General features: G+C 68.1%; 24 protein-coding genes, 1 tRNA gene and 1 pseudogene. 11 read left to right on the plus strand and 15 right to left on the minus strand.

Going from position 1 to position 19,171, the window contains the following annotated elements; all coding sequences use genetic code 11:
* Nucleotides 1–48: 48 nt before the first annotated feature.
* On the minus strand, nt 49–195 hold the full coding sequence (locus ACQP2H_RS27405) for a hypothetical protein (RefSeq protein ID WP_169733070.1): 147 nt from the start codon (nt 193–195) through the stop codon (nt 49–51).
* Between the two features lie 481 nt (nt 196–676).
* Between ACQP2H_RS27405 and ACQP2H_RS27410 the strand changes: the two genes are divergently transcribed.
* The 3 genes from ACQP2H_RS27410 to ACQP2H_RS27420 all read left to right on the plus strand — a co-directional run bounded on the left by ACQP2H_RS27410 (nt 677) and on the right by ACQP2H_RS27420 (nt 2,493).
* Entirely contained in the window at nt 677–1,189 is a 513-nt protein-coding gene (locus ACQP2H_RS27410; protein WP_357537872.1) for a GyrI-like domain-containing protein, read from the plus strand.
* A gap of 188 nt (nt 1,190–1,377) precedes the next feature.
* Nucleotides 1,378–1,896, plus strand: a complete 519-nt coding sequence (locus tag ACQP2H_RS27415) for a hypothetical protein (protein ID WP_219464761.1) — start codon at nt 1,378–1,380, stop codon at nt 1,894–1,896.
* A 150-nt stretch (nt 1,897–2,046) separates the two neighbouring features.
* On the plus strand, nt 2,047–2,493 hold the full coding sequence (locus ACQP2H_RS27420; RefSeq protein WP_219464763.1) for a hypothetical protein: 447 nt from the start codon (nt 2,047–2,049) through the stop codon (nt 2,491–2,493).
* A gap of 173 nt (nt 2,494–2,666) precedes the next feature.
* Here the strand turns inward: ACQP2H_RS27420 and ACQP2H_RS27425 are convergent, their stop codons facing one another.
* The 3 genes from ACQP2H_RS27425 to ACQP2H_RS27435 are packed head-to-tail and all read right to left on the minus strand — an operon-like array spanning nt 2,667 to nt 3,964.
* On the minus strand, nt 2,667–3,209 hold the full coding sequence (locus ACQP2H_RS27425; RefSeq protein WP_255597745.1) for a DapH/DapD/GlmU-related protein: 543 nt from the start codon (nt 3,207–3,209) through the stop codon (nt 2,667–2,669).
* Between the two features lie 52 nt (nt 3,210–3,261).
* On the minus strand, nt 3,262–3,573 hold the full coding sequence (locus ACQP2H_RS27430; protein ID WP_255597746.1) for a precorrin-4 C11-methyltransferase: 312 nt from the start codon (nt 3,571–3,573) through the stop codon (nt 3,262–3,264).
* A complete protein-coding gene (locus tag ACQP2H_RS27435; RefSeq protein ID WP_219464765.1) occupies nt 3,566–3,964 on the minus strand; it encodes a hypothetical protein in 399 nt (132 codons plus the stop codon). The genes ACQP2H_RS27430 and ACQP2H_RS27435 overlap by 8 nt, the downstream gene beginning before the upstream one ends.
* Before the next feature lie 446 nt (nt 3,965–4,410).
* Between ACQP2H_RS27435 and ACQP2H_RS27440 the strand changes: the two genes are divergently transcribed.
* The 4 genes from ACQP2H_RS27440 to ACQP2H_RS27455 all read left to right on the plus strand — a co-directional run bounded on the left by ACQP2H_RS27440 (nt 4,411) and on the right by ACQP2H_RS27455 (nt 7,377).
* On the plus strand, nt 4,411–5,184 hold the full coding sequence (locus tag ACQP2H_RS27440; RefSeq protein WP_219464767.1) for a GntR family transcriptional regulator: 774 nt from the start codon (nt 4,411–4,413) through the stop codon (nt 5,182–5,184).
* Nucleotides 5,174–6,076: a DMT family transporter gene (locus tag ACQP2H_RS27445; protein WP_219464768.1), complete on the plus strand. Its 903-nt coding sequence runs from the start codon at nt 5,174–5,176 to the stop codon at nt 6,074–6,076. Before ACQP2H_RS27440 ends, ACQP2H_RS27445 begins: the two co-directional genes overlap by 11 nt.
* 154 nt (nt 6,077–6,230) lie before the next feature.
* Nucleotides 6,231–7,073, plus strand: a complete 843-nt coding sequence (locus ACQP2H_RS27450) for a protein phosphatase 2C domain-containing protein (RefSeq protein ID WP_255597747.1) — start codon at nt 6,231–6,233, stop codon at nt 7,071–7,073.
* Nucleotides 7,074–7,098: 25 nt separating this feature from the next.
* On the plus strand, nt 7,099–7,377 hold the full coding sequence (locus ACQP2H_RS27455; protein ID WP_219464770.1) for a hypothetical protein: 279 nt from the start codon (nt 7,099–7,101) through the stop codon (nt 7,375–7,377).
* A 225-nt stretch (nt 7,378–7,602) separates the two neighbouring features.
* On the opposite strand, the gene ACQP2H_RS27460 is transcribed toward ACQP2H_RS27455, so the two are convergent.
* From ACQP2H_RS27460 to ACQP2H_RS27500, 9 genes are all read right to left on the minus strand, one after another.
* Nucleotides 7,603–9,042 carry a tyrosine-type recombinase/integrase gene (locus tag ACQP2H_RS27460; RefSeq protein ID WP_308290917.1) on the minus strand — a complete coding sequence of 480 codons (1,440 nt, stop codon included), beginning with the start codon at nt 9,040–9,042 and terminating at the stop codon, nt 7,603–7,605.
* Nucleotides 9,039–9,194, minus strand: coding sequence for a helix-turn-helix transcriptional regulator (locus ACQP2H_RS27465; RefSeq protein WP_433229393.1), 156 nt, complete (start codon nt 9,192–9,194; stop codon nt 9,039–9,041). The genes ACQP2H_RS27460 and ACQP2H_RS27465 overlap by 4 nt, the downstream gene beginning before the upstream one ends.
* 22 nt (nt 9,195–9,216) lie before the next feature.
* On the minus strand, nt 9,217–10,524 hold the full coding sequence (locus ACQP2H_RS27470; RefSeq protein WP_219470387.1) for a replication initiator: 1,308 nt from the start codon (nt 10,522–10,524) through the stop codon (nt 9,217–9,219).
* Between the two features lie 130 nt (nt 10,525–10,654).
* The gene (locus ACQP2H_RS27475) at nt 10,655–11,344 is read right to left on the minus strand and encodes a GGDEF domain-containing protein (RefSeq protein ID WP_433229395.1); all 690 of its coding nucleotides are present in this window, start codon (nt 11,342–11,344) and stop codon (nt 10,655–10,657) included.
* Between the two features lie 87 nt (nt 11,345–11,431).
* On the minus strand, nt 11,432–12,337 hold the full coding sequence (locus ACQP2H_RS27480; RefSeq protein ID WP_219464772.1) for a hypothetical protein: 906 nt from the start codon (nt 12,335–12,337) through the stop codon (nt 11,432–11,434).
* The gene (locus ACQP2H_RS27485) at nt 12,334–13,422 is read right to left on the minus strand and encodes a cell division protein FtsK (RefSeq protein ID WP_219470389.1); all 1,089 of its coding nucleotides are present in this window, start codon (nt 13,420–13,422) and stop codon (nt 12,334–12,336) included. The genes ACQP2H_RS27480 and ACQP2H_RS27485 overlap by 4 nt, the downstream gene beginning before the upstream one ends.
* A 383-nt stretch (nt 13,423–13,805) precedes the next feature.
* Nucleotides 13,806–14,042: a hypothetical protein gene (locus ACQP2H_RS27490; RefSeq protein ID WP_219464773.1), complete on the minus strand. Its 237-nt coding sequence runs from the start codon at nt 14,040–14,042 to the stop codon at nt 13,806–13,808.
* Nucleotides 14,042–14,317, minus strand: a complete 276-nt coding sequence (locus ACQP2H_RS27495; protein ID WP_219464774.1) for a hypothetical protein — start codon at nt 14,315–14,317, stop codon at nt 14,042–14,044. Before ACQP2H_RS27495 ends, ACQP2H_RS27490 begins: the two co-directional genes overlap by 1 nt.
* A 419-nt stretch (nt 14,318–14,736) precedes the next feature.
* Entirely contained in the window at nt 14,737–15,063 is a 327-nt protein-coding gene (locus ACQP2H_RS27500; protein WP_219464776.1) for a hypothetical protein, read from the minus strand.
* Nucleotides 15,064–15,292: 229 nt separating this feature from the next.
* Between ACQP2H_RS27500 and ACQP2H_RS27505 the strand changes: the two genes are divergently transcribed.
* The gene (locus tag ACQP2H_RS27505) at nt 15,293–16,153 is read left to right on the plus strand and encodes a sigma-70 family RNA polymerase sigma factor (RefSeq protein WP_219464777.1); all 861 of its coding nucleotides are present in this window, start codon (nt 15,293–15,295) and stop codon (nt 16,151–16,153) included.
* A gap of 277 nt (nt 16,154–16,430) precedes the next feature.
* Complete coding sequence (locus ACQP2H_RS27510) at nt 16,431–16,931, plus strand: hypothetical protein (RefSeq protein WP_219464778.1); 501 nt, start codon at nt 16,431–16,433, stop codon at nt 16,929–16,931.
* 520 nt (nt 16,932–17,451) lie between these two features.
* Here the strand turns inward: ACQP2H_RS27510 and ACQP2H_RS27515 are convergent.
* Nucleotides 17,452–17,724: pseudogene (locus ACQP2H_RS27515) on the minus strand (hypothetical protein); the annotation flags it as partial.
* A 199-nt stretch (nt 17,725–17,923) separates the two neighbouring features.
* On the opposite strand from ACQP2H_RS27515, the gene ACQP2H_RS27520 reads away from it, so the two are divergent.
* Nucleotides 17,924–18,154, plus strand: coding sequence for a GntR family transcriptional regulator (locus ACQP2H_RS27520; protein ID WP_219464780.1), 231 nt, complete (start codon nt 17,924–17,926; stop codon nt 18,152–18,154).
* A 192-nt stretch (nt 18,155–18,346) separates the two neighbouring features.
* Here ACQP2H_RS27520 and ACQP2H_RS27525 read toward each other — a convergent pair.
* Nucleotides 18,347–18,430, minus strand: a tRNA-Tyr gene (locus ACQP2H_RS27525).
* Nucleotides 18,431–18,578: 148 nt separating this feature from the next.
* Between ACQP2H_RS27525 and ACQP2H_RS27530 the strand changes: the two genes are divergently transcribed.
* Nucleotides 18,579–19,073, plus strand: coding sequence for a YajQ family cyclic di-GMP-binding protein (locus tag ACQP2H_RS27530; protein ID WP_219464781.1), 495 nt, complete (start codon nt 18,579–18,581; stop codon nt 19,071–19,073).
* Nucleotides 19,074–19,171 lie beyond the last annotated feature (98 nt).

The following is a 19,171-nucleotide window of genomic DNA, read 5'->3' on the forward strand; positions in this document are numbered from 1 at the left end:
TGAGAGACGTCACCCCCAGGACACCGGGAGCGGGGACGACGCGGGGGCTTAGCGCGCGCCGCCCATCGTCCAGACGACGTCCGCCATTTGCGCGCTGCCGTCGATGGACTGAACGCCGGCTACGGCGAGTCCACCGAGGATGGTGGCGAGCACGAGGAGCGAGCCAAACAGCCGGCCCAGCCTTCGACCAGACATGATTGCTCCTGTCGAGAGAGTGTTCACGGGGGATGGTGGAGGTTCCACGATCGTGCCACACCTCGGGTACCCAGAAAAGCGGGGAGAGCGGCGCTGGTCCGAGCAGCGGAGAGGTTCCGCCGTTCGGACCACCGCCGTCACCTCCCCGTGCCAGATCAGCGGCACCAGGACGGGTAACAGCCTCCACGAATCGCCCAATGTCACTATCGACGCAAACCCGATCTTTAACGGCGCGGGGCCGCTGCCCGGGCGGCAGGGCGACCGTCGTATTCGAGGGTCGCGACGACTGCTCCCGGAACCGTCACATCGATCACCATAGCTCATTTCGTCAGGTACGGAAGCGGCCTGTCGGGAGTCGACGGACTCCGCACCAGATCAACGACAAAACGCGCTAACAGTGGCGAGCTGGCGCGAGCAGGCGAAACACCCGCCAGAGGCGGTCGGACCCCGTGATGTCGCACCCCGATGGTGTCGTGAATCCATGACATCGCAGACACCGGTGACGCCGGTGATCGAGGAACGGGCGGTCCAGCCCTACGTGGGGATCCGACGCACGGTGACGATGGGGACCATCGGCGATGCCGCGGATGCCCTGTCGGACCTGTTCGGCTGGCTGGCGGCGCAGGGGATCGCCCCGGCCGGCCCGGACTTCCTGCGCTACCACGTGATCGACATGGCGCGGGAGCTTGAGGTCGAGGCGGGGGTGCCGGTCCCGGCCGACGCGCAGATCACGGTCGAGACGCCCATGCGGACCGGCGTGCTGCCGGCCGGCCGCTACCTCACCACCACCCACGTCGGCGACCCCGACGAACTGGTCGCGGTGACCGGGGCGTTCCTGGAGTGGGCGGAGCGCAACGGGTTGCGCTGGGACGTCAGCGACACCGGGGCGGGCGAGCGCTGGGGCTGCCGGCTGGAGATCTACCACCTCGGCCCGGACGACGACCCGGACCGGAGCACGTGGCAGACGCAGCTGGCCTTCCGACTGGCGGACTGACGAGGACGGGCGGACCATCCGTACGCCATCCGCACAGCACCACTGCTATCAGGCAATTTGCAGTATCTGCCGCTTTACTTGAATTTCGGGCCAGGGTTTTCAAGTACGGCGAGCTACTGCGAGAAGCGGATGGCTCGCCGGGTGGTTATCCCGGAGACAACGTCGGCGTGACGGCGGACCATGTGCCGGTGCAACCAGACGATGTGCTCACCCGCCTCCAGGAGGCCGCCGTCCTGTGGAGCGTCGGGTCGGGCACGCCGGCCGAGGTGGTCGAGGCGGCCTGCGACTGCCTGATAGCGGGGGTGGACAGCCCGACGCTTCGGATCCTTGCGGGCATTTCGGCCGATCCAGGCGGCGAGAGCGACGAACTACGTCGGTGGCTCGGGGATACGCTGGCGGAACTCTCGCTGACCTTCTTCCCGCAGGGCAGCCGGGCGGGTGAGGACGAAGCCGTCCGGATCATGGCCCGCCGGTTGCTCGACCGGACGATCACCGCCCGCGCCCTCACCTCCTGGGCGTACGGGTTCATCACCCGGGACGGGACTCCGCTGGCGGCCGGGCTCATCGACCTTGAGTACGCGTACGAGATCGTCGAGGCCGTCGTCCACGACGGGCAGCCGTACCCGGACGATGCGGCTGCCGGAGTCGATGCGGACGTGGTCGCCGAAGCGCGGCGGCTGATCGGCGGCACAGCGGAGAACGACTGAGCCACCGCCGTCAGCCGAGTTGCCGCCTCGACGTCCGTGGTGTTCCGGCCGCCAGGGACTCCGCCCGGCCGCGCTGCTCGCACCGCGACCAGGGGATACCTGGGATGGTTTGGGGGTATGTCGGGGGTTATGGCAGGTCAGAACGGTGCGATGGACGAGGAGCACGCGCGGCCGGCGGGAGTCGACGACGCGACGGTCGAGGCGTTGGGCAAGCTGAGTGAGGCGTTGGAGACGATCCACCGGGTGCGCGGGCATCTCTACTCCGCGCACCAGCTCGTCGGCGGCGCGGATCTCACCCTGGACCGGGTGGTGGAGTTGCTGCGCGGGGCCGGGCACGACGAGGTGGCCGACCGGGTCGAACACGAGCTGCTGGGGCGCAACCTACTGCCCGGCCGGTGGACGTTCCAGATCGTGGAGGAGTTCGACGACGGCTACTACGCCACGTTCCAGGAGATCGAGCGGGACGCCCGGGAGAAGCTGGCCGGCGGTCGGCGGCACCTCTACGAGGCCGAGATGAAGCAGCGGCGGCGTACCCACGGCATGCCCGGCCACGAGGCCACGCCGGAGTCGGCGCGGCCCGACCGCGACGGCCGCTGACCGACCCGGCCGCGACGGGCTGCATAACGGAACCGACGGCGCCGGGCGGAGCGGGACGCACGATCGACTCAGGGGAGGCGACGTAGCGGTGTCCGGCCAGCCTGAATACCGCTACATCGGCCCCCGGGCGAGGCGGGTGAGGTCATCCCGGCCCACCGGCAAGGCGGGTGGGGTCACCACTGGCGGCGTACCGTCGCTTTGGGGCCGGTGACCAGGGTGGCGGGCGGGATGTCGTCGGCGACCACCGCGCCGGCCGCCACCACGGCGTCCCGGCCGATGCGGACGCCGGGGAGGATCGTCGCGCCGGCCCCGATCCAGACGTTCTCCGCCACGTCGATGGGCGCACCGGTCAGCCACTCCCGCCGCTGCACGGGGTCGACCGGGTGGCCGAGGGTGATGAAGGTGGCCTTCGGGCCGACCATGACGCCCTCGCCGAGCCGAATGCCGGCGTAGTCGAGGAACGTGCAGTTCTGGTTGATGAACACCCGCTCCGCGATCTCCAGGTTGAGGCCGTGATCGGTGTAGAACGGCGGATAGATGGTCACCCGCGCCGGCAGCGGCCGGCCGAGGAGCTGCGCCAACAACTCCGCCCGGCCGGCCTCGTCGGTGAAGGGCAGCACGTTCAGCCGGGAGGTCAACTCGGTGGCCCGCAACACCCTCGCGGCCATCGCCTGGAACTCGGGGCTGTGGATGCGCATGAAGCGCTCGTCGGACATCCCGCGATCCTCGCCGACGCCGCCGCCCCGGGGCGCTGCGGGCCACCGCCGTTCACCGCCGCTCCCCCGCCCGCCCCGGCGGGCCGACCGGTGCCCGCATCAGCCGCCGCGCCTGGGTCAACTCCTCGATGAGCCGGTCCACCTGCCCGCTCGACAGCAGCACCGCCTGGGTGCCGCCGTACCGGGTCGCGTCCAGCTTGATCGACGGTTCGCGCCTGATGAACCGGTCGACGAGCAGTTGCAGGCTCACCCAGCCGGTCCGCTCCCGCCCCACGGTGGCGAGGAACCCCCGGTGCATCGGGTCGTTCGGCCCGCACCCCCGGCACCACACCGGACAGACGACCGGCCGACCACCCTCACTCATCGCCGACCCCCGGACGGCCGTCACCCTGACCAGCGACCCGATCGGCCCCCGACGGGCCACCGTCGCCCCGGCCCGGATCGCCCTGGTCGGCCGCCTGGGTCAGCAGGTCGCGCAACTGGTCCGCCAGCTCGGCAGCCTGAGGCAGGGACAACTCGGCCCAGGCATTGCCGGCCCGACAGGTCGCGTGCACCCCGACGAGCGGCGCACCCGGGACTTCCGCGCTGATGAGGTACGTGACGACGAGGCCACTCGCCCGACTCTCACCGACCCGCAGCATCGGGCCACGATGCCGGCGGGCCATGTGCGGCATCACCGGCGGAACCAGGAAACCGCACCGCTCGGGGGTACACCACGGCGGGTGGGTGGTGGTCGGCTTACCGGTACGGGTCATCGCCGCCACCGCCCACCGTTACCCCGACGTGCCTGGCCCACCGTCAGCAGCGGGGCACACCGCAGGGTGGGCAGTTCGCGGGTCACCTCGACCGACCACCATGGCGTGGCGAGCGGAGGTGCAGTGGACGGGCCCGGCGGGGCGTTGCGGCGGACAGGTCGTGACGGTGAACGCCTTCGAGACCGCCAGGACGAGAACCAATCGCATCGACGATGAGTGCCGGACATCACACCTCCACAGGTAACCGGGGCGAGGACCCCGGGTTGCTTGGCTGCCAGCGGCATGGCCTGGCCCTCCGAACGGCCTGAGTCCAAGACCGGCTCACGACAGGACCGACATTGGCGGCAACTGGCTTAAGCCAGCTTCGATGAAGGGTGGCAGGCTGTCAATAGCTGGCTTGAGCCAGTTGCGCTAGCCTGGATACCACCTTGAGGAGTGGTGATCCGATGAGTGACCAGCAGGAGCGGCAGCCTCCGAGCCGCCGCATCGCCGAGGAGCTACGGGCCGCGATCATGCGCGGTGACCTCGGCGACGGCGACCAACTACCTTCCGAACGCGATCTGGCAGCCAGATACGCCACGGCCCGCAACACCGCCCGGGAGGCATTGGGCATCTTGCAGGCCGAGGGCCTTGCCCAGGCGCAGCACGGCCGAGGCGTGTTCGTACGCCTGCGGCGTCCGCTGATGAGGATGGGTCGCGACCGGTACTCCCGCCGGGCGCGGAACGAGACCGGGCTTTCGCCGTTCCGCATCGAGGTGGAGCGGCAGGGACGGACCCCGCACACGGAGTGCCGGTCGGTGACCACCGTGCAGCCGCCCGCCGAGGTCGCCCAGCGGCTGGGGCTCGCCGCCGGCCAGGAGGTCATCCGGCGGGAGAACTGGTACTTCGCCGACGACGAGCCTATGCAGGTCGGAGTGACCTACATCCCGACCACGGTGGTCGAGGGATCACCACTGGCGAGTGAGAAAAAGCTCGGCCGAGGCAGCATCTACCAGCGGTTCGAGGATCTGGGTTACCCGATCGCGCGTATCCGGGAGGAGGTGAGCGCCCGGATGCCGACGCCGGACGAGGTGAAGGGGCTCTCGATGCCGCCGGGCGTGCCCGTGATCGAGTTGCTGCACACGAGTCTCGATGGTGATGGACGAGCCTTCGAGGTGACCCGGTTCGTCATGCGCGCCGACGTGAACGGCCTGGACTACGACATGCCCGTTGAGGACTGACCACCGGCGGGTCAGCCGGGCAGGTATCGCCCGGGTGGCCGGTCTCGCGCTGCTGTGGGGGTCCGGCTTTCTCTGGATCAAGCTCGCGTTGCGCGGTTTCAACCCGGTGCAGATCGTGTTCGCCCGGCTCCTGCTCGGCTTCCTGGTCCTGACCCCGATCGCGCTGTCCCGGGGACTCCGCTTTCCATGGCACAAGCGACTCTGGGGTCACCTGTTCGTGGCCGCCATGGTCGCCAACGCCGTGCCGTACCTGTTGTTCAGCATCGCGGAGGAGACGATCGGGTCGAACGTGGCAGGGGTGCTGAACGCGACCACGCCGCTGTGGACGCTGCTGCTGGCATTCCTCGTCGGCGTCGACCGGGCCGTCACCGTCAAGAAGGCCGCCGGCTTCGCCCTCGGGTTCCTCGGGGTCGTGGTCATCTTCTCGCCGTGGGAGTCCGCGAGCGAGATCGCCAGTTGGGGCGGCCTCGCCTGCCTCGCCGCAGCCGCCAGCTACGGGCTCGGCTACGTCTACATGGGCCGGTTCCTGTCCGGGCGCGGAATCCCGCCGCTCGTGCTGTCGGCGGCCCAGCTCGGCGCGGCCACGGTTCTGCTGGTGCCGGCGCTGCCGTTTGCCGGATTGGAGTCGCCGGTGTGGCGGCTCGACGCGTTGGCGAGCCTGCTCGTCCTCGGGGTGCTCGGCACCGGGGCCGCCTACGTCCTGAACTACCGCATCATCGACGACGAGGGGCCGACCGCCGCATCGGTGGTCACCTACCTGCTGCCCGTCGTCGCAGTGGTCCTCGGATGGGTGATCCTCCGCGAGGCTGTCACGACCGTGATCGTGGTCGGTATCGCCCTGGTCCTCGCCGGAGTCACCCTGACCCGGCGACGGTCCACCGAAATCGGATAACCCACACTTCACATCGATCAGCAATCCTCGTACCCGGGTGGTGCGGATGGCCCGCCCGTCCTGATGGTCACCGAGTCGAAGCCGGCCACCGACGCTCCCCGCTGAATCGGATCGTCGGCTCTGAACCGCGTGGAGGACGCTGATGCAGGTCGTCATGGCAACCCGCCCGGCCAAGCCCGACCAGCCCAACGAAGACTTCACCGGTGCCGTACCGAATGCCGTCGTCCTGCTCGACGGTGCCGGCCTGTCCGGCACCACATCTACCTGTCTCCACGGCGTCGCCTGGTACACCCGCCGGCTCGGCGGGGCGCTGCTCGGCCAACTGGCGGCCGACGACGGCCAGGATCTCACCGCCATCCTCGGCCAGGCGATCGTGGAGGTTGCCGACGCGCACCGGGACACCTGCGACATCAGTGATCCGAGCAGTCCGTCAGCAACCGTCACCATCTTTCGGATCGACGACGACCGCGCCGATTACCTCGCGCTCGCCGACTCCGTGCTGGTCCTCGACCACGCCGGGGACGTTCCCGAGGTGATCACCGACGGGCGGGTGGACGCCGTGGGCAGCCGCTACCGCGCCGCGATGGACGCCGCCCCGAACGGAACTGTCGAACACGACCGGGCGCTCCGCGAATACATCGAAGCCCTCCGCGCCCACCGCAACCAGCCCGGCGGGTTCTGGGTCGCCGCCGACGATCCGGGGGTGGCGGCGGAAGCGCTGACCGGAAGCCGGCCTGTGTCAGGACTTAGGGGTGCCGTCCTGCTCAGTGACGGGGCCAGCCGCATCGTGGACCAGTTCGCTCTGGCGGATTGGCCGGAAGTTCTCGCGCTCATCGCCGAGGAAGGGCCGATTGAGGTGATCCGGCAGGTCCGGGCGGCAGAGACCAGCGATCCTCAGGGCAGAAGGTGGCCGCGCGCCAAGGCGTACGACGACGCCACACTGGCCGTGTGCACCCGGTTTACCGCCCGACGTACGCCCGCAGGGCCGGGGCGATAATCGTCACTCATAGAAGGGGATCAGCATGGAGACTTGGCGAGTCCTCGCGGGCGCTGCCATGAGCGTGGCCATGTGCCTCTTGGGCGTCGCTCTTGCCAGCAATTTTCGTGGCGTGACTGAATGGCACGTGCAACGGTCGATGTCCGCCGCGAGCGTGAGCCGGCGGGTTCCGCCGTGGCGTTGGCTGCCTGACGTCTCGCACGATAAGCGCCTGGCACGATTCATCCTGCTGGAACGGGTGATTGGCGGTGCTTTCGCCGCGGTCGGTCTCGTGTTCCTGACAGTCCTCGCCAGAACCGCCTGATCGAGCGAGACTCACGAAAGCGGCCCCTGACCGGCGTTCTCGCTGGTCAGGGGCCGCTTTGTGCACCTGGTGGCGGGTAGAGGATTCGAACCTCTGTAGCTTTCGCGACGGATTTACAGGGAACGCACGATCTTGGGAACCACACCCCCTCCGACCAGCTACTTTGCGTCGATCATGAGGACTCAACCCCCCGCGTTCCCGTGATGCTCCCGCAGCGGGAACGTCTCAGCTGAGCGCCTTGCCGATCCGGTCGTTAACCCCGTCCTCTCCCCCGTCGATGCAGTTGGCGTAGACCCGCAGCAGCACGGCGACGCTGTGGCCCAGCCGGCGAGCGACCTCGGTAGCCGGGACGCCAGCGTTCAGCCAGAGCGAGGCAGCCGCGTGGCGCAGGTCGTACGGGCGGCGTGCCAGAGGCGAAGCGGCCTGAGCGGGGGTTAGCGCCTTCTCCCGCGCGAGCTTCCACCACCGGTCATAGACGGACTCGGACAACGGCCCGCCGTGCAGACCTCGGAACAGCCGGCCGTCCGGGGCTGTGCCGTACTCGGTGATGTGTCGATGCAGGAGCGCGACGAGCGGCGGTGGGATCGGCACCGGACGGGTGTCGTTGCGTGCCCGATGCTTAAGGCCGCGCCGCTCGTGAGGCTGTCCATCGTCGGTCCACGCCTTGCCGGCCCTGGGAGCAGTACCGCTAAGGGTGATCCTGCCCCAGCCATACTCGATCTTCTCGTGCTGGCACGAGCCAGCCGGCAAGGCGGTCACGTCGACCAGGCCGTCACCGCAGATGACGCAACGGCCCGGCAGCTCACAATCAGAACGGCGCAGGTCGGCGGCTTCCGAAGGACGAGTACCCGCGTAGTAGAGGCAGCCAAAGAAGGCGGTCACCCGATCGGCCCGGCTGCCGAGCGCCGCCACCGCCGCGAAGAGCGCAACGACCTGAGCCGGGTTGGCGACCACCCGCCGATCGACGGCTGAGGCAACCTCAGGGGCAGTCCACTGAATACGATCGATCGGGTTCGCGTCCAGACGACCCAGCTCGACCGCGTACCCGATCGCGTTGTAGAGGATCGCCCGCTTACGGCGGACCGTGCTCGCAGCCGCAGGTTTACCGTCGAGTCTGAGGCACAACCCGTCGAGAACACGGCGCACCGTGGCCGGACTTTCCAACTCGGTGACGAGCAACGAGGAACGCTCGATCCAGGCCAGAGCGTCAGCGTGTGACGCGGGCACCTCTTCAGTCCAGTTCCGAGGAATCAAGGCGTAGCGGTATAGCGCCTCGCGGAGCACGGCCATGTCGGGACGGTTGCGCCGTTTCGACCCGACCAGGAGGAGCGTTACATCGGTGAGCGCTTCGACCGTCCCTCGACGTGACTTCGCGGCCAAGCGAGGCCATTTGCGGCCCATGTACTCACGGACGTGCACGTACCAGGTAACAGCGTTACGTGCCCGCACCTCAGCCAGCGGCCGACCAGTGTCGGTGTCGAACGGCTGGCCGTCATTAGCAGCCTTGACCAGCTCTGCGCGGAAGGAGCTAGCAAGCGCCTTCTTTTGAAACAGCTCCTCGAACGGTCGGGAAGCACCCTGCACCGTCCAACGAACCCGGTACCACACCTTTCCCCGGATCGTGCGCTTGCCAATGTCCCAGATCCGAACCTCGAAGCTCTTCACGCCGCTTCGCTTTCCAAGTCACTCAGCCAGGCTTCAAGCACCGAGCGACGTACCCGCAGCTCACCATTCGGCAGCTTGTAGACACGCGGAGCCCTGCCGGTCTGTCGCCACAGGTACCAGGTTGAACGCGGAATCCGCAGCTCCTTCAGCACCTCAGATACCGTCAGCAAACTGTTATCGACTCCCATCACCATCGTCCTTTCTGGTTTGCTGTCGGGCCGTGCGGATGCGGTCACCGATCGCGGAGGCGAGTTCGAGTTGCTCGGGGGTGTCGTAGCCGATGCCGAGGATCTGCCAGTCGTTGGCGACCAGGACGTGGGTGTCCTCGGGCAGGCCGGCGTCGGTGAGCGCCGTGCGGAGCTGGTGGGCCTGACGCTCCGCCCGCAGGTTCTTGAAGGTCGTCGAGTAGATGCGCGACTTGGTGAGGAAATGGCCCCGGAAGCCGAGCATGTGCGCCCAGTGGCGCAGCTTGAGTTCGGTGTACTGGTCGAGGCCGCCGAGGTCCCAGGCGGTTTGGATCATGGCCCGGTGGTGGTCGGACACCCGCAGCAGACCGATGTGCGCCTGTGAGCGAATGCGCCGGTCACCGGTTTCGGTGGCCCCGGTGCCCTTGGTGGCGTACTTGGCGATGTAGCCGGCGAGCCGGGTGTCGTTGACGACCTGGTCGCCATCGTCGCCGTCGTTGGTGACGTCGATGTCGGTGGCGGTGATGTCCTTGACGTCGACCTGCTTGCCCCACTGGAGGACCAGCGCGGTTCCGTCGGGTCGTGCGGTGTCCAGCTCGACGGACGAAGCCGCGGTACGGACCGCGTCGGTCAACACGTCCGGGGTGAGCCAGGCCGGAGGCATCGAGTCCGGGCCGGAGGGTCCGTCGGCGCGGATGACGGCGTGGAAGTGGACCAGGCCGCGCCGCTGGTACTCGGCAACCTTCGCGTAGGAGATCCGCAGGTGCGCCCCGGACGCGCGGACGGTGAGGCCACCGGCGGCGGCGACGGCCCGGCGGAGGGCGATGGTGAACCGGTGCCAGAGTTGCCCGCTGTGTGCCTGCCACAGCACCGCCCCGATGTAGTCGTAGGTGCCCGGATCGAGCGGGCTACCCAGCAGCGGATGCCCTTCCGGGTGCCAGCGCCCGCAGGAGCAGGGCCGCTTGCCGGGCCGGTTGTGGACCGCGCCGAACGACGGAGCGGTGAGGGTCACGAACAGTCGGGTTGACCGGGCGACGGTGTCGGGGACGCCCTTGCCGCCGTTCATGCCCGCGTGGATGAGGTGCCAGGCGTCGGCGGCGTACCGGTCGGCGCAGGTCGGGCAGACCGCAGCGCGGCGGGTGCCGCAGGAGGCCCACACCCGGCCCTGCCGCGCGGCGATCAGGTCCCCGGTGCCGAGGTGGCGGACCTCCCACTTGCCGACGAGGCGGACGGGCTGGAGGCAACCACGAACCGACTCGACGCCGGCCCGCCATTCCTTGTACGCCGGCGACCGCATCCACCGGGTCAGGGCCGCCTCAGGGTCGTGCACCCGTTGAGGTGCACGGGGTGGTGATGGCATGAGGTTCCTTCGGAGGCAGGGCCCGCCGCGCTCCCCGGGATCGAGGAGCACGGCGGGCCAGGGTGAGTCAGAGAAGGTCGGCGGGGCTGGTGACCGTGATGGGGTTCAGGTCACGGACCCGGACGGCGGGTCGGATGTCCGGGGTCGGGGTGGTGTGGTCGTCCCGATGGGGGTCGAACATGGCCACTGCGGCCCGGGTGGTCTTGGCCCGGTACATGGCCGCGTCGGCGTCCGCGAGTGCGGCGGGTAGGTCATCGGCGGTCCGGGCGAGGCCGATGCTGGCGGTGACCGTGACCGTGATGCCGGTGGGCAGCGGGATCGGAGCCGCGATTGCTCGGGCGAGCCGGTCAGCGACGCCGGCCGGGTCGGGGCCGTCGATCAGGGCCGCGAACTCGTCTCCGCCGAGTCGGGCTGCCGTGGTGGTGATGGTGCGGAGCCGGCCGGCGACGGTGGTCAGCACCAGGTCTCCGGCGGCGTGGCCGTGGGTGTCGTTCACGGGCTTGAACCCGTCGAGGTCGATCACCGCCACGTGCGGCCGGGTGGGGGCGAGGCGTATCCACGCCTGGGTGAGCCCGGCCCGGTTCGCTAGACCGGACAGCGGGTCACGCAGCAGGGCTTGCCGGAGGGTGGTCAGCTCGGTGTGGAGGGCGGTCACGCGGACCACGGTTCGCCGGTAGCGCGTGAGGACCAGGACCAGGACGACAGCGACGGCCAGGAGCAGACCGAGCGCGAGCGTAAGCGACGGGAGGTAGGACACGGCAGGTCTCCGATCAGGGGGCCGGTGGTCCTGCCGCGCCCGCAGAAAAGGAGCGCGGCAGGACCAGAGGGAACCGGTGGGAGAAGGTCAGTGCGTGTAGCCGTTGGCGGTGACCGGGGTGAGCCGGTCGACCACCCGGGCCGCGATCGGCAGCGGTAGACGGGTGACGCGCTGGACGTCGACGGCGGTTACCGGAGTGGGCGAGTCCGCGACGAGTTGCCGGATCTGCGCCTGCATTCCGGCCGGGATGCCCAGCCCCTCCAGCTCCACCACCGCAGCCGGAACCGGGGGCAGGGGCGGGGGCGGAGTCTCCGCCCGAGGGACCGGGGCCGGGGCCGGGGTGGGGGTGGTCTGCTGGGGCATGACCGGAACGGTCGGGACGTTGACCACCGCAGCCGGAGCCGACACGGTCGGTTCGGTCACCTTGGCGTCAGGCTTGGTCAGGACGATGGCCCGGCGTGCTTGGGTGCAGCGCGCCTGGACGATGGGCATGACTTCGGCGAGGAAGAACACCAGGACCGGCACCATGATGTGCGCGGCGAGCATCCCCGCGCTGATCGAGCCTTCACGCGGCCACAGCGCCGGTACGACGTTCATGACGAGGGTGGAGCCGAGGAGGAACCGTTTGAGCCAGTCGACGGCCCCGGAGTCGATGTCGATGCTCCGGGCGATCATCGCGGCTTCCCATCGCAGGATCGTGATGAGGATGCCGACCAGGCACGGTTCGACGCCCCAGCAGCCCCACCACACCGGGTCGGCCGGGGTGAGGTGACCGGCCAGGAAGTCCTGAACGCCGGTGGTGGTGAACACCGACCCGACCGCCAGGAACACCCACAGCGACCGGGTCACCGACACCCGTAGGCGTTCGATGTCGACGATGTCGAGCGCGGCGGCGTCCTGCTCCAGGTCGTGAAGCTGCCGCGCCACGTCCAGCCGGCGGGACAGCTTGCGGACCGGCCGAGGCGGTTTGGCGCCCTGCCGCGTGTCGCTCATCGCTGGCCCGTCGCGGCGAGTTCGGATACCGGCCAGCCGGCGACGCGGACGAGTTCGGCGATGTCGGAGTCGTCGCAGTACGCGGCCCGGACACGCACCGGGGTACGGGAACGCTGCTTGACGACGAACCCGATCCCGGCCGACTCCGGCACGTTCGGGATCTCATCGGCCAGAGCGCCCCGGCGGCGCATGTCCTCACCGAGAACCATGTCGACGTGCCCGGACGACGTGGTCCGCAGGCACACCCGCAGGGAGAACAGATCCCTTTGCGGGATGACGTCCTTGGTGGGTTCCTGGAGCGCGCCGATCACGGTGCCGCCCAGCGCGCGAGCCTGCGACAGGATCAGCGGCAGGACGGCCTGAGCGCCCTTGGTCAATGACCGGTCGCCGTACCCGGTCACCGCGCCCAACTCATCGAGGACCAGGACGTCCAGTGGGGTGTCCCGGGACATGGTGAAGGTCCGCCGGCCCTGCTCTGCCAAGGTGCGTTTACGTTCCTGCATCGTGGTCCAGAAGCCCTGGATGACCTCGACGATGTCGCCGTCGGTCTCGGCGTACCGGTACGACACCGGCTGGAGGGCGTTGAGTTCGGTGCCCTTGGGGTTGACCACGTGCAGGCGGACCAGGCCGTCACGGATCAGCGGCGCGCACGCCCGCAACGCCATCCACGTCACCGAGTTCTTCCCCGACCCGGAGGCCCCACCAACAAGCCAGTGCTGACCCAGCAGCGGCGCGACCCAATCGGTGCCGTGTTCGGTCTCACCGAGGTACACCCGGGACAGGTCCACCGCATCGGAGTCGCCCAGGAGGTCCGGCGGGATGATCGGTTGCGTGAACGGCTCCGACCGCTGCACGACCAACGCGATCACCTGGGGGCGCACCCGCTCGACGCCCACCCGCTCCGCCTGCAACGCGACCGCCAGAGCCTCAGCGGCTTCCTCCCACATTTTCGGCGTCTGCCCCAGCAACAGCCGCACGTAGACGGTTTCCGTGGACGGGGAGTGCGAGCGGATGCGGATGATCCGGGGCACGTTGATCACACCCGTCGTGCGGTGGACCGTGACCAGGTTGCACGCCTCCACCACCCGGCTCCACCACGGCCCGAGGTAGGCCCGCGACAGCCACCGCCGCCGCACCGCCCGCAACCGAGGTGCCGCCACCAGCTCCCAGGAGTCCGGGTGACCCCGGTACCAGCCCACCCCGGCAGCGACCGCACCGGCCATCACACCGCCCGTGGTCGCCGGCCCGAACTCCAGCATCCCCGCGCCCAGCACGGCCGGAGCCGCCACGAACCCCGGGTGCCTGGCAGCCCACCCCGCCACACGCCATTCCCAACCCCGAACGCGCTTACCCATCTCCCGCACCTACCTTCATCAAATCGGATGCAATTCCATTACTGATGTTCTGGGCATGGAAAAGGCCCGGATCGGATTACCAACCCGGGCCTTCTCCGTCGAACAACTGTCGGTCAGCGGACCGCTTCGAGCATCTTCTTCGCGAGCGTCGTCGCCCGTTTCGCCTTGTCGGTTTCCTCCAGCCACGGCGTGGCCTCTTCGAGGAGAATCAGCAGCACCGCCACCGATCGACGCAACTCGTCGTAGTGCTTCATGTAGCGGTACCGCTCCGGCATTCCCTTCATCGACCTGCGCAGCAGACGCATCGCCTGATCAACCCCGTCATAGGTGTCAGTGACCCGGTACGACATCAATTCACCTTCCACGGCTTAGCGATCAGATCCGCCTCATACGTCTTGACCCGCACGCTGAACGACCGCAGCGACTCCACCGCCTGACGGTGCGCCTCCTCCAGGTCCTCGATCCGGGCGGCGAACTGGTACAGCGTCCCCGGCGGCGGCTCACAGGACTTGATCAGGCTTTTCACGCCGTCGAGGAGCAACGCCAAGCCCTGCACGTTGCCGACCAGCGCCTCATACCGCCGCCGGCCGGTCATCGACTTCACCATCTCCGGCACCAAATCCACACCTGCTCCTTCCGGTCACGGAAGCCCACACGATCGGTGGACACCACCCACCCCCGGGAACCCGCACCCAGGAGGGATGGAAACCACCGACCAGGCGGTCACTCCCGGCCCGTCAGACGCCACACCCGCCGCCACCGACGCGTCTCACGACGAATCAGCCCGAAGTTCACCGAAACCGAAAGAATCAGCAACCCGATAAGCGTCAACTCAAAATCAGACATAGCAACCTCCCCTCAATTTGTCGAATAGTGATATCAACCTGTTTTAGGCAAGGTTCTATCCACTGTGTAATTCTCAATGAACATGCTGCCGAGGATGGACCGATCAACGGCCCATTGCCTCGACAAAGTGCCCCGACCCGACTCGAACGGGTCACCCACCAGACAGGGGCGGGGCGAACGATCAGAAACGCGCCCGACTCACCGCGCAGTCTTGAGGCCCTGCGCCTTCCACGTCAGACCCGACCGGCCGTCCCGCTCCCAGTGCGACACCGTCGGCCCGATCAGCTCCACCAACTCGCCCTCCTCCACCACGCCCGGTTCGGTCGAGAGGGTGACCTTCAGTTCCTCGCCCTTGCCCCGGTAGCCGTCCTCGGTCGCTACCGGCTTGGCGAACACCGCCACCGTGTAGAGCGGGTCGTTCGTGCCGTAAGCCGTGAGCACCTTCCCCTCCTGATCCGCCTTGATCGACGGCTCCTCCACCACCCGCAGCTTGTAGCCGGACAGGTTCACAGGAATGTTCCGCATCTGGGCTTCTCTCCTTCGGTCGACCCTCAGGTGGTCGGACGTCGTTGCCTTAGGTGGGTCCGAGTAGGGCGGACACAGCGGTCCCCAGCCTCGGAGGGGTCTGGAGTTGCCTCCGTAACCCCCCTTACGCCACAACCGTAAGTCGGGCTTCCGCCTTCGTCAAGGGGCCACTCTAGGTTTCCGTAACCCCCCTTACTAGACTGGCCTCACCACCCCGGAGGGAGAGTCTGTGGAAGAGCTACAGAGGGTCAGAGACACCCCGGACCCGCTGGATCGGGTTCGGCTGGCGACTGAGGCGATGGCCGACTATCAGGCTGCGATCGCCGAGTTCGGCAAGCTGCGCCGGGACGCCGTGGACTACCTACGCAGCCAAGGTATGACGTTGGCGGAGATTGCCGACAAAGCAGGCGTAAGTCGCGCACGGCTGTCACAGCTCAGCGCCGCGCCGAAGAGAGCCCCGGAGCGCATCCTGTTCTCGGAGGGGTCGACCGTGACGTTCGCAGTCGATACCAAGCAGGAGAGCGGGTCTGGGCGTCCGGTCGTGCACCAGGAGCACGCGGCTGCGATCGAGATCCTTAACCGCACCGTTCGCCGAACTGGCTTGGAACCCGTCGAGGTCGAGTACATCGTTCCTCCCGGCCTAATTGATCTCAACCGCGAGGGGTTGGTGGTGATCTGTGGTCCGCGACGGTCGCCACTAATCGCGCAGATGCTAGCGGCGGACGAGCGTTACGGGTTCGAGAAGGATGCCGATGGTTGGTATCTGCATGATAAGGCGACCGGGCGTCAGTACCGTTCCCCGGAGGATTCGGGCAAGCCCGGTGACTATGCCTATCTGGGTCGCCTACCGAGGCCGGACGGGCGGGGTTACTGGCTTTACATGGCTGGAATCCATGCGCCAGGCGGTCAGGGTGCGGCAATGTATCTCGAACAGGAGCTAAGCGACCTGTATCGGGACGTGAAGGCTACTCGTTGGTCATGTCTGGTCGAATGCGAGTGGGACCCCGAATCGCGCCAGATCCAGCGCGCGGAACTTCTGGCACCAATCCATCAGCCCGGGAGGAAGAGTGCACGTAAGCGTAGCCAGTGAATCCGGACGTCCCGATGGCAGGAACGAGGATTGGGCCGGAGCCACGACGAGCGTTGCCGTTGTCCTTGACGGACTGTCAGAGGCGTCCGAGACGGGCTGTGTCCATGGAACGCCCTGGTACGTGCACCAGCTTGGAAGCAAGCTGTTGTGGCTTGCGGGCAGCTCTGGTCGTGGCTTAGGGGAGGTGTTGGCAGAGTCCATCGACGCTGTAGCGGCCATGCATCGCGACTCCTGCGACCTCGCCCATCCGGGCTCCCCGTGCTCGACGGTAGCCATAGTGAGAAACGTCGGAGAATCGCTGGAGTATCTTGTTCTCTCGGACTCCGTCATAGCGCTTGATCGAACCAACGGTGAGCCGGTAGTGATACAGGACAAGTCGGTCAACGCCTACGCTTCAGATAGCGCACGGGCCGCCAGTTCCGGCAAAGACAAGAGTGACAAAAGCGCGCTCTTCACGCTGATTCGTGAACAGCAACAGGTGAGAAACCAGCCCGGCGGCTACTGGGTAGCGCAGGTCGACCCGTCGGCGGCCGATCATGCGATGTCCGGACTTGTAGAAGAGGTACGCGGCGCTGCCCTGCTGTCGGATGGTGCCGCTCTTCTGGTGACCGACTTCAAAGCGATGGATTGGCCCGCACTACTGGCCTTCTCCTACGAACAGGGCCCATCCGCCTTGATCGCGGCCACTCGGGAGTATGAGGACCGTGATCCGGATGGTTTGATCTGGCCAAGGTACAAGCATCGGGACGACGCCACGGCGGTGATCTGTCGGCTTTAGCGCGTGGTCCGGGCGTAGCGTGTTCAGACTTTCTTTACTTGGTCAAGGGCGGGCCTGCGGCCCGCCGCCGTGTCGCGCCGGGGCGCGCGTGCGGCCTGGCGGCCGGTCGCGCCCCGGCGCACGGCGTAGCAAGAGGAGCGATCGACAGCCGCAGCCGGGCGGGCCGGACGCACGCGGGATGCCGGGGCACGCGCAGCGCCCGACGCCTGCCGGACAACCCCGTGTACCCCGGCGCTACGACGGGCCGCCGCCGGAGCTGGGCTCCGAGAATGCCGCGCGGGGGAGGACCGGCAAGCCCCAAGCATGGGGGCGGCGGTCACGGTGCCCCGGCTGGTGACCCCCCGTGCCAGCTCCTACCGCTGTCCAGGTCAGTTCAAAACCGGCACCTGGGAAGGGGGTGGGGGCCGCCGTGGGCGAGGTAGTCGACCAGGGGCCGGCTGCGTTGCTGGTCCGGGTCAGGTCAACGGCGCTGCTGTGGCGGTGTCCACCGGGTGTTCGGCCGTGACACGAAAGCCGAGCCCGACGTCAGGCGCCCATCAGAACGACGGACCCGCTTGAGGCCCGCCAGCCGTACGAAGATCTCCCGCTTGGTGACGGCCTGGCCCTGGCCGTCGAGCTGGTAGCCGGTCACCCACGCCCAGCCGTCATAGGTGGGCCGGGGGCAGACCGAGATCACCCGGAACACGAAGGCCGGTGTCCGCGCGAACTGCACCGACGCTTCCCGGCTGATCAGCAGTTCCTCACCCGGCGTCGGGGGCTGGAGACGGGGAAGGCCCCGTGCCTCAAGAGACATGATCTCCCCTTCCTGCGGTGGCCCTGCCCGACCGGTGTCGGAGGAGACCGGCCGGGCAGGGGTACCGCCGCACCGGGGCGGGTTCGGGTCCTCCACGACCAGCACAGCGGGATAGCCGCACCCTATCCCAACCGGTTTATGGTGGTCCATGGTCTACCAAGCCTGACCAGCGTCCTCCCTGCCCACCTACCGTCAAGACGTGATTGACCCCGAAGGGCCGGTGCCGCTGTATCAGCAGTTGGCGGCAATCCTGCGCGAGCGGATCGAGCGCGGCGACCTGGTGCCCAACCGGCCGATCCCGAGCGTTGCCCGGCTCCAACAGGAATACGGCCTGGCGCGCGGCACCATCCTGCACACGGTGCGCGTGCTGGTGGAGGAAGGCTTGATCTACGTGGTGCCCGGCAAAGGCGCGTTCGTCAAGGAGCGTTGAGCCGGTGCCCGCTCAGTAGCGATCAACGCGGACGTAGCCGCCGCACCACGGATAGACACCGGACCATGATCAGCGTTCCCGCCATGTTCCCGTGGAGGCTCGTAGACGGCTAGACCGCACTGGACTCGGCTAGATCAACGAGAACGGCCCTGTGGTCAGCGTTTCCGCTGTTCACAGGGCCGTTCGTGCACCTGGTGGCGGGTAGAGGATTCGAACCTCTGTAGCTTTCGCGACGGATTTACAGTCCGCTCCCATTGGCCGCTCGGGCAACCCGCCAGGGCACACCACCGCGTCGCAACGCGGCAGCGGAGCAAGGATAGCGGTCGCCCCCGGGGGGATGGCAACCGGGTACCGTCAGAGGGTCGTGGGGCTGGTCAGCACCGCGACGACCCTGACAGACCGCCGGACAAGCAGGAGCATCAGCATGGCAGCGAACCCGTCGTTCGACATCGTGAGCAAGGTCGACCGGCAGGAGGTCGACAACGCCCTCCGCCAGACGGAGAAGGAGCTTGCCCAGCGGTTCGACTTCCGTGGCACCGGCGCCGAGATCTCCTGGTCGGGAGAGGAGGCGATCAGCCTCCAGGCGGAGACCGAGGAGCGGGTCGCCGCCGCGCTCGACGTTTTCAAGGAGAAGCTGGTCAAGCGGAACATCTCGTTGAAGTCCCTGGACGCCGGTGACCCGCGTTCCTCGGGCAAGATTTTCAAGATCGACGCCAAGGTGATCCAGGGCATCGAGTCGGACAAGGCCAAGGCGATCAGCAAGAAGATCCGCGACGAGGGCCCGAAGGGCGTCCAGGCGCAGATCCAGGGCGACCAGCTCCGGGTGACCGGCAAGAAGAAGGACGACCTCCAGGCCGTCATCACGCTGCTCAAGGGCGAGGACTTCGGGGTGGCCCTCCAGTTCACCAACTACCGCTGACCCGCTAGCCGGGCTCCACACGACCGGGCGGTCGTCCCCCACGGGGACGGCCGCCCGCCGCACAAACCCCGGAAGACGGCGGGGCCGCGTACACCCGA

Origin of the sequence: Micromonospora sp. CA-248260, assembly GCF_050942205.1 — a bacterium.
GTDB classification, from domain to species: Bacteria; Actinomycetota; Actinomycetes; order Mycobacteriales; family Micromonosporaceae; genus Micromonospora; species Micromonospora antibiotica.

Bases quoted from the DNA above. Each gene is read 5' to 3' on its own strand.
- ACQP2H_RS27455 (WP_219464770.1), top strand. From the start codon at position 7,099: ATGGAGACTTGGCGAGTCCTCGCGGGCGCTGCCATGAGCGTGGCCATG.
- ACQP2H_RS27430 (WP_255597746.1), bottom strand. From the start codon at position 3,573: ATGAGTGAGGGTGGTCGGCCGGTCGTCTGTCCGGTGTGGTGCCGGGGG.
- ACQP2H_RS27425 (WP_255597745.1), bottom strand. From the start codon at position 3,209: ATGTCCGACGAGCGCTTCATGCGCATCCACAGCCCCGAGTTCCAGGCG.
- ACQP2H_RS27450 (WP_255597747.1), top strand. From the start codon at position 6,231: ATGGCAACCCGCCCGGCCAAGCCCGACCAGCCCAACGAAGACTTCACC.
- ACQP2H_RS27490 (WP_219464773.1), bottom strand. From the start codon at position 14,042: ATGTCGTACCGGGTCACTGACACCTATGACGGGGTTGATCAGGCGATG.
- ACQP2H_RS27405 (WP_169733070.1), bottom strand. From the start codon at position 195: ATGTCTGGTCGAAGGCTGGGCCGGCTGTTTGGCTCGCTCCTCGTGCTC.
- ACQP2H_RS27440 (WP_219464767.1), top strand. From the start codon at position 4,411: ATGAGTGACCAGCAGGAGCGGCAGCCTCCGAGCCGCCGCATCGCCGAG.
- ACQP2H_RS27470 (WP_219470387.1), bottom strand. From the start codon at position 10,524: ATGCGGTCGCCGGCGTACAAGGAATGGCGGGCCGGCGTCGAGTCGGTT.
- ACQP2H_RS27480 (WP_219464772.1), bottom strand. From the start codon at position 12,337: ATGAGCGACACGCGGCAGGGCGCCAAACCGCCTCGGCCGGTCCGCAAG.
- ACQP2H_RS27410 (WP_357537872.1), top strand. From the start codon at position 677: ATGACATCGCAGACACCGGTGACGCCGGTGATCGAGGAACGGGCGGTC.
- ACQP2H_RS27420 (WP_219464763.1), top strand. From the start codon at position 2,047: ATGGACGAGGAGCACGCGCGGCCGGCGGGAGTCGACGACGCGACGGTC.
- ACQP2H_RS27435 (WP_219464765.1), bottom strand. From the start codon at position 3,964: ATGACCCGTACCGGTAAGCCGACCACCACCCACCCGCCGTGGTGTACC.
- ACQP2H_RS27500 (WP_219464776.1), bottom strand. From the start codon at position 15,063: ATGCGGAACATTCCTGTGAACCTGTCCGGCTACAAGCTGCGGGTGGTG.
- ACQP2H_RS27530 (WP_219464781.1), top strand. From the start codon at position 18,579: ATGGCAGCGAACCCGTCGTTCGACATCGTGAGCAAGGTCGACCGGCAG.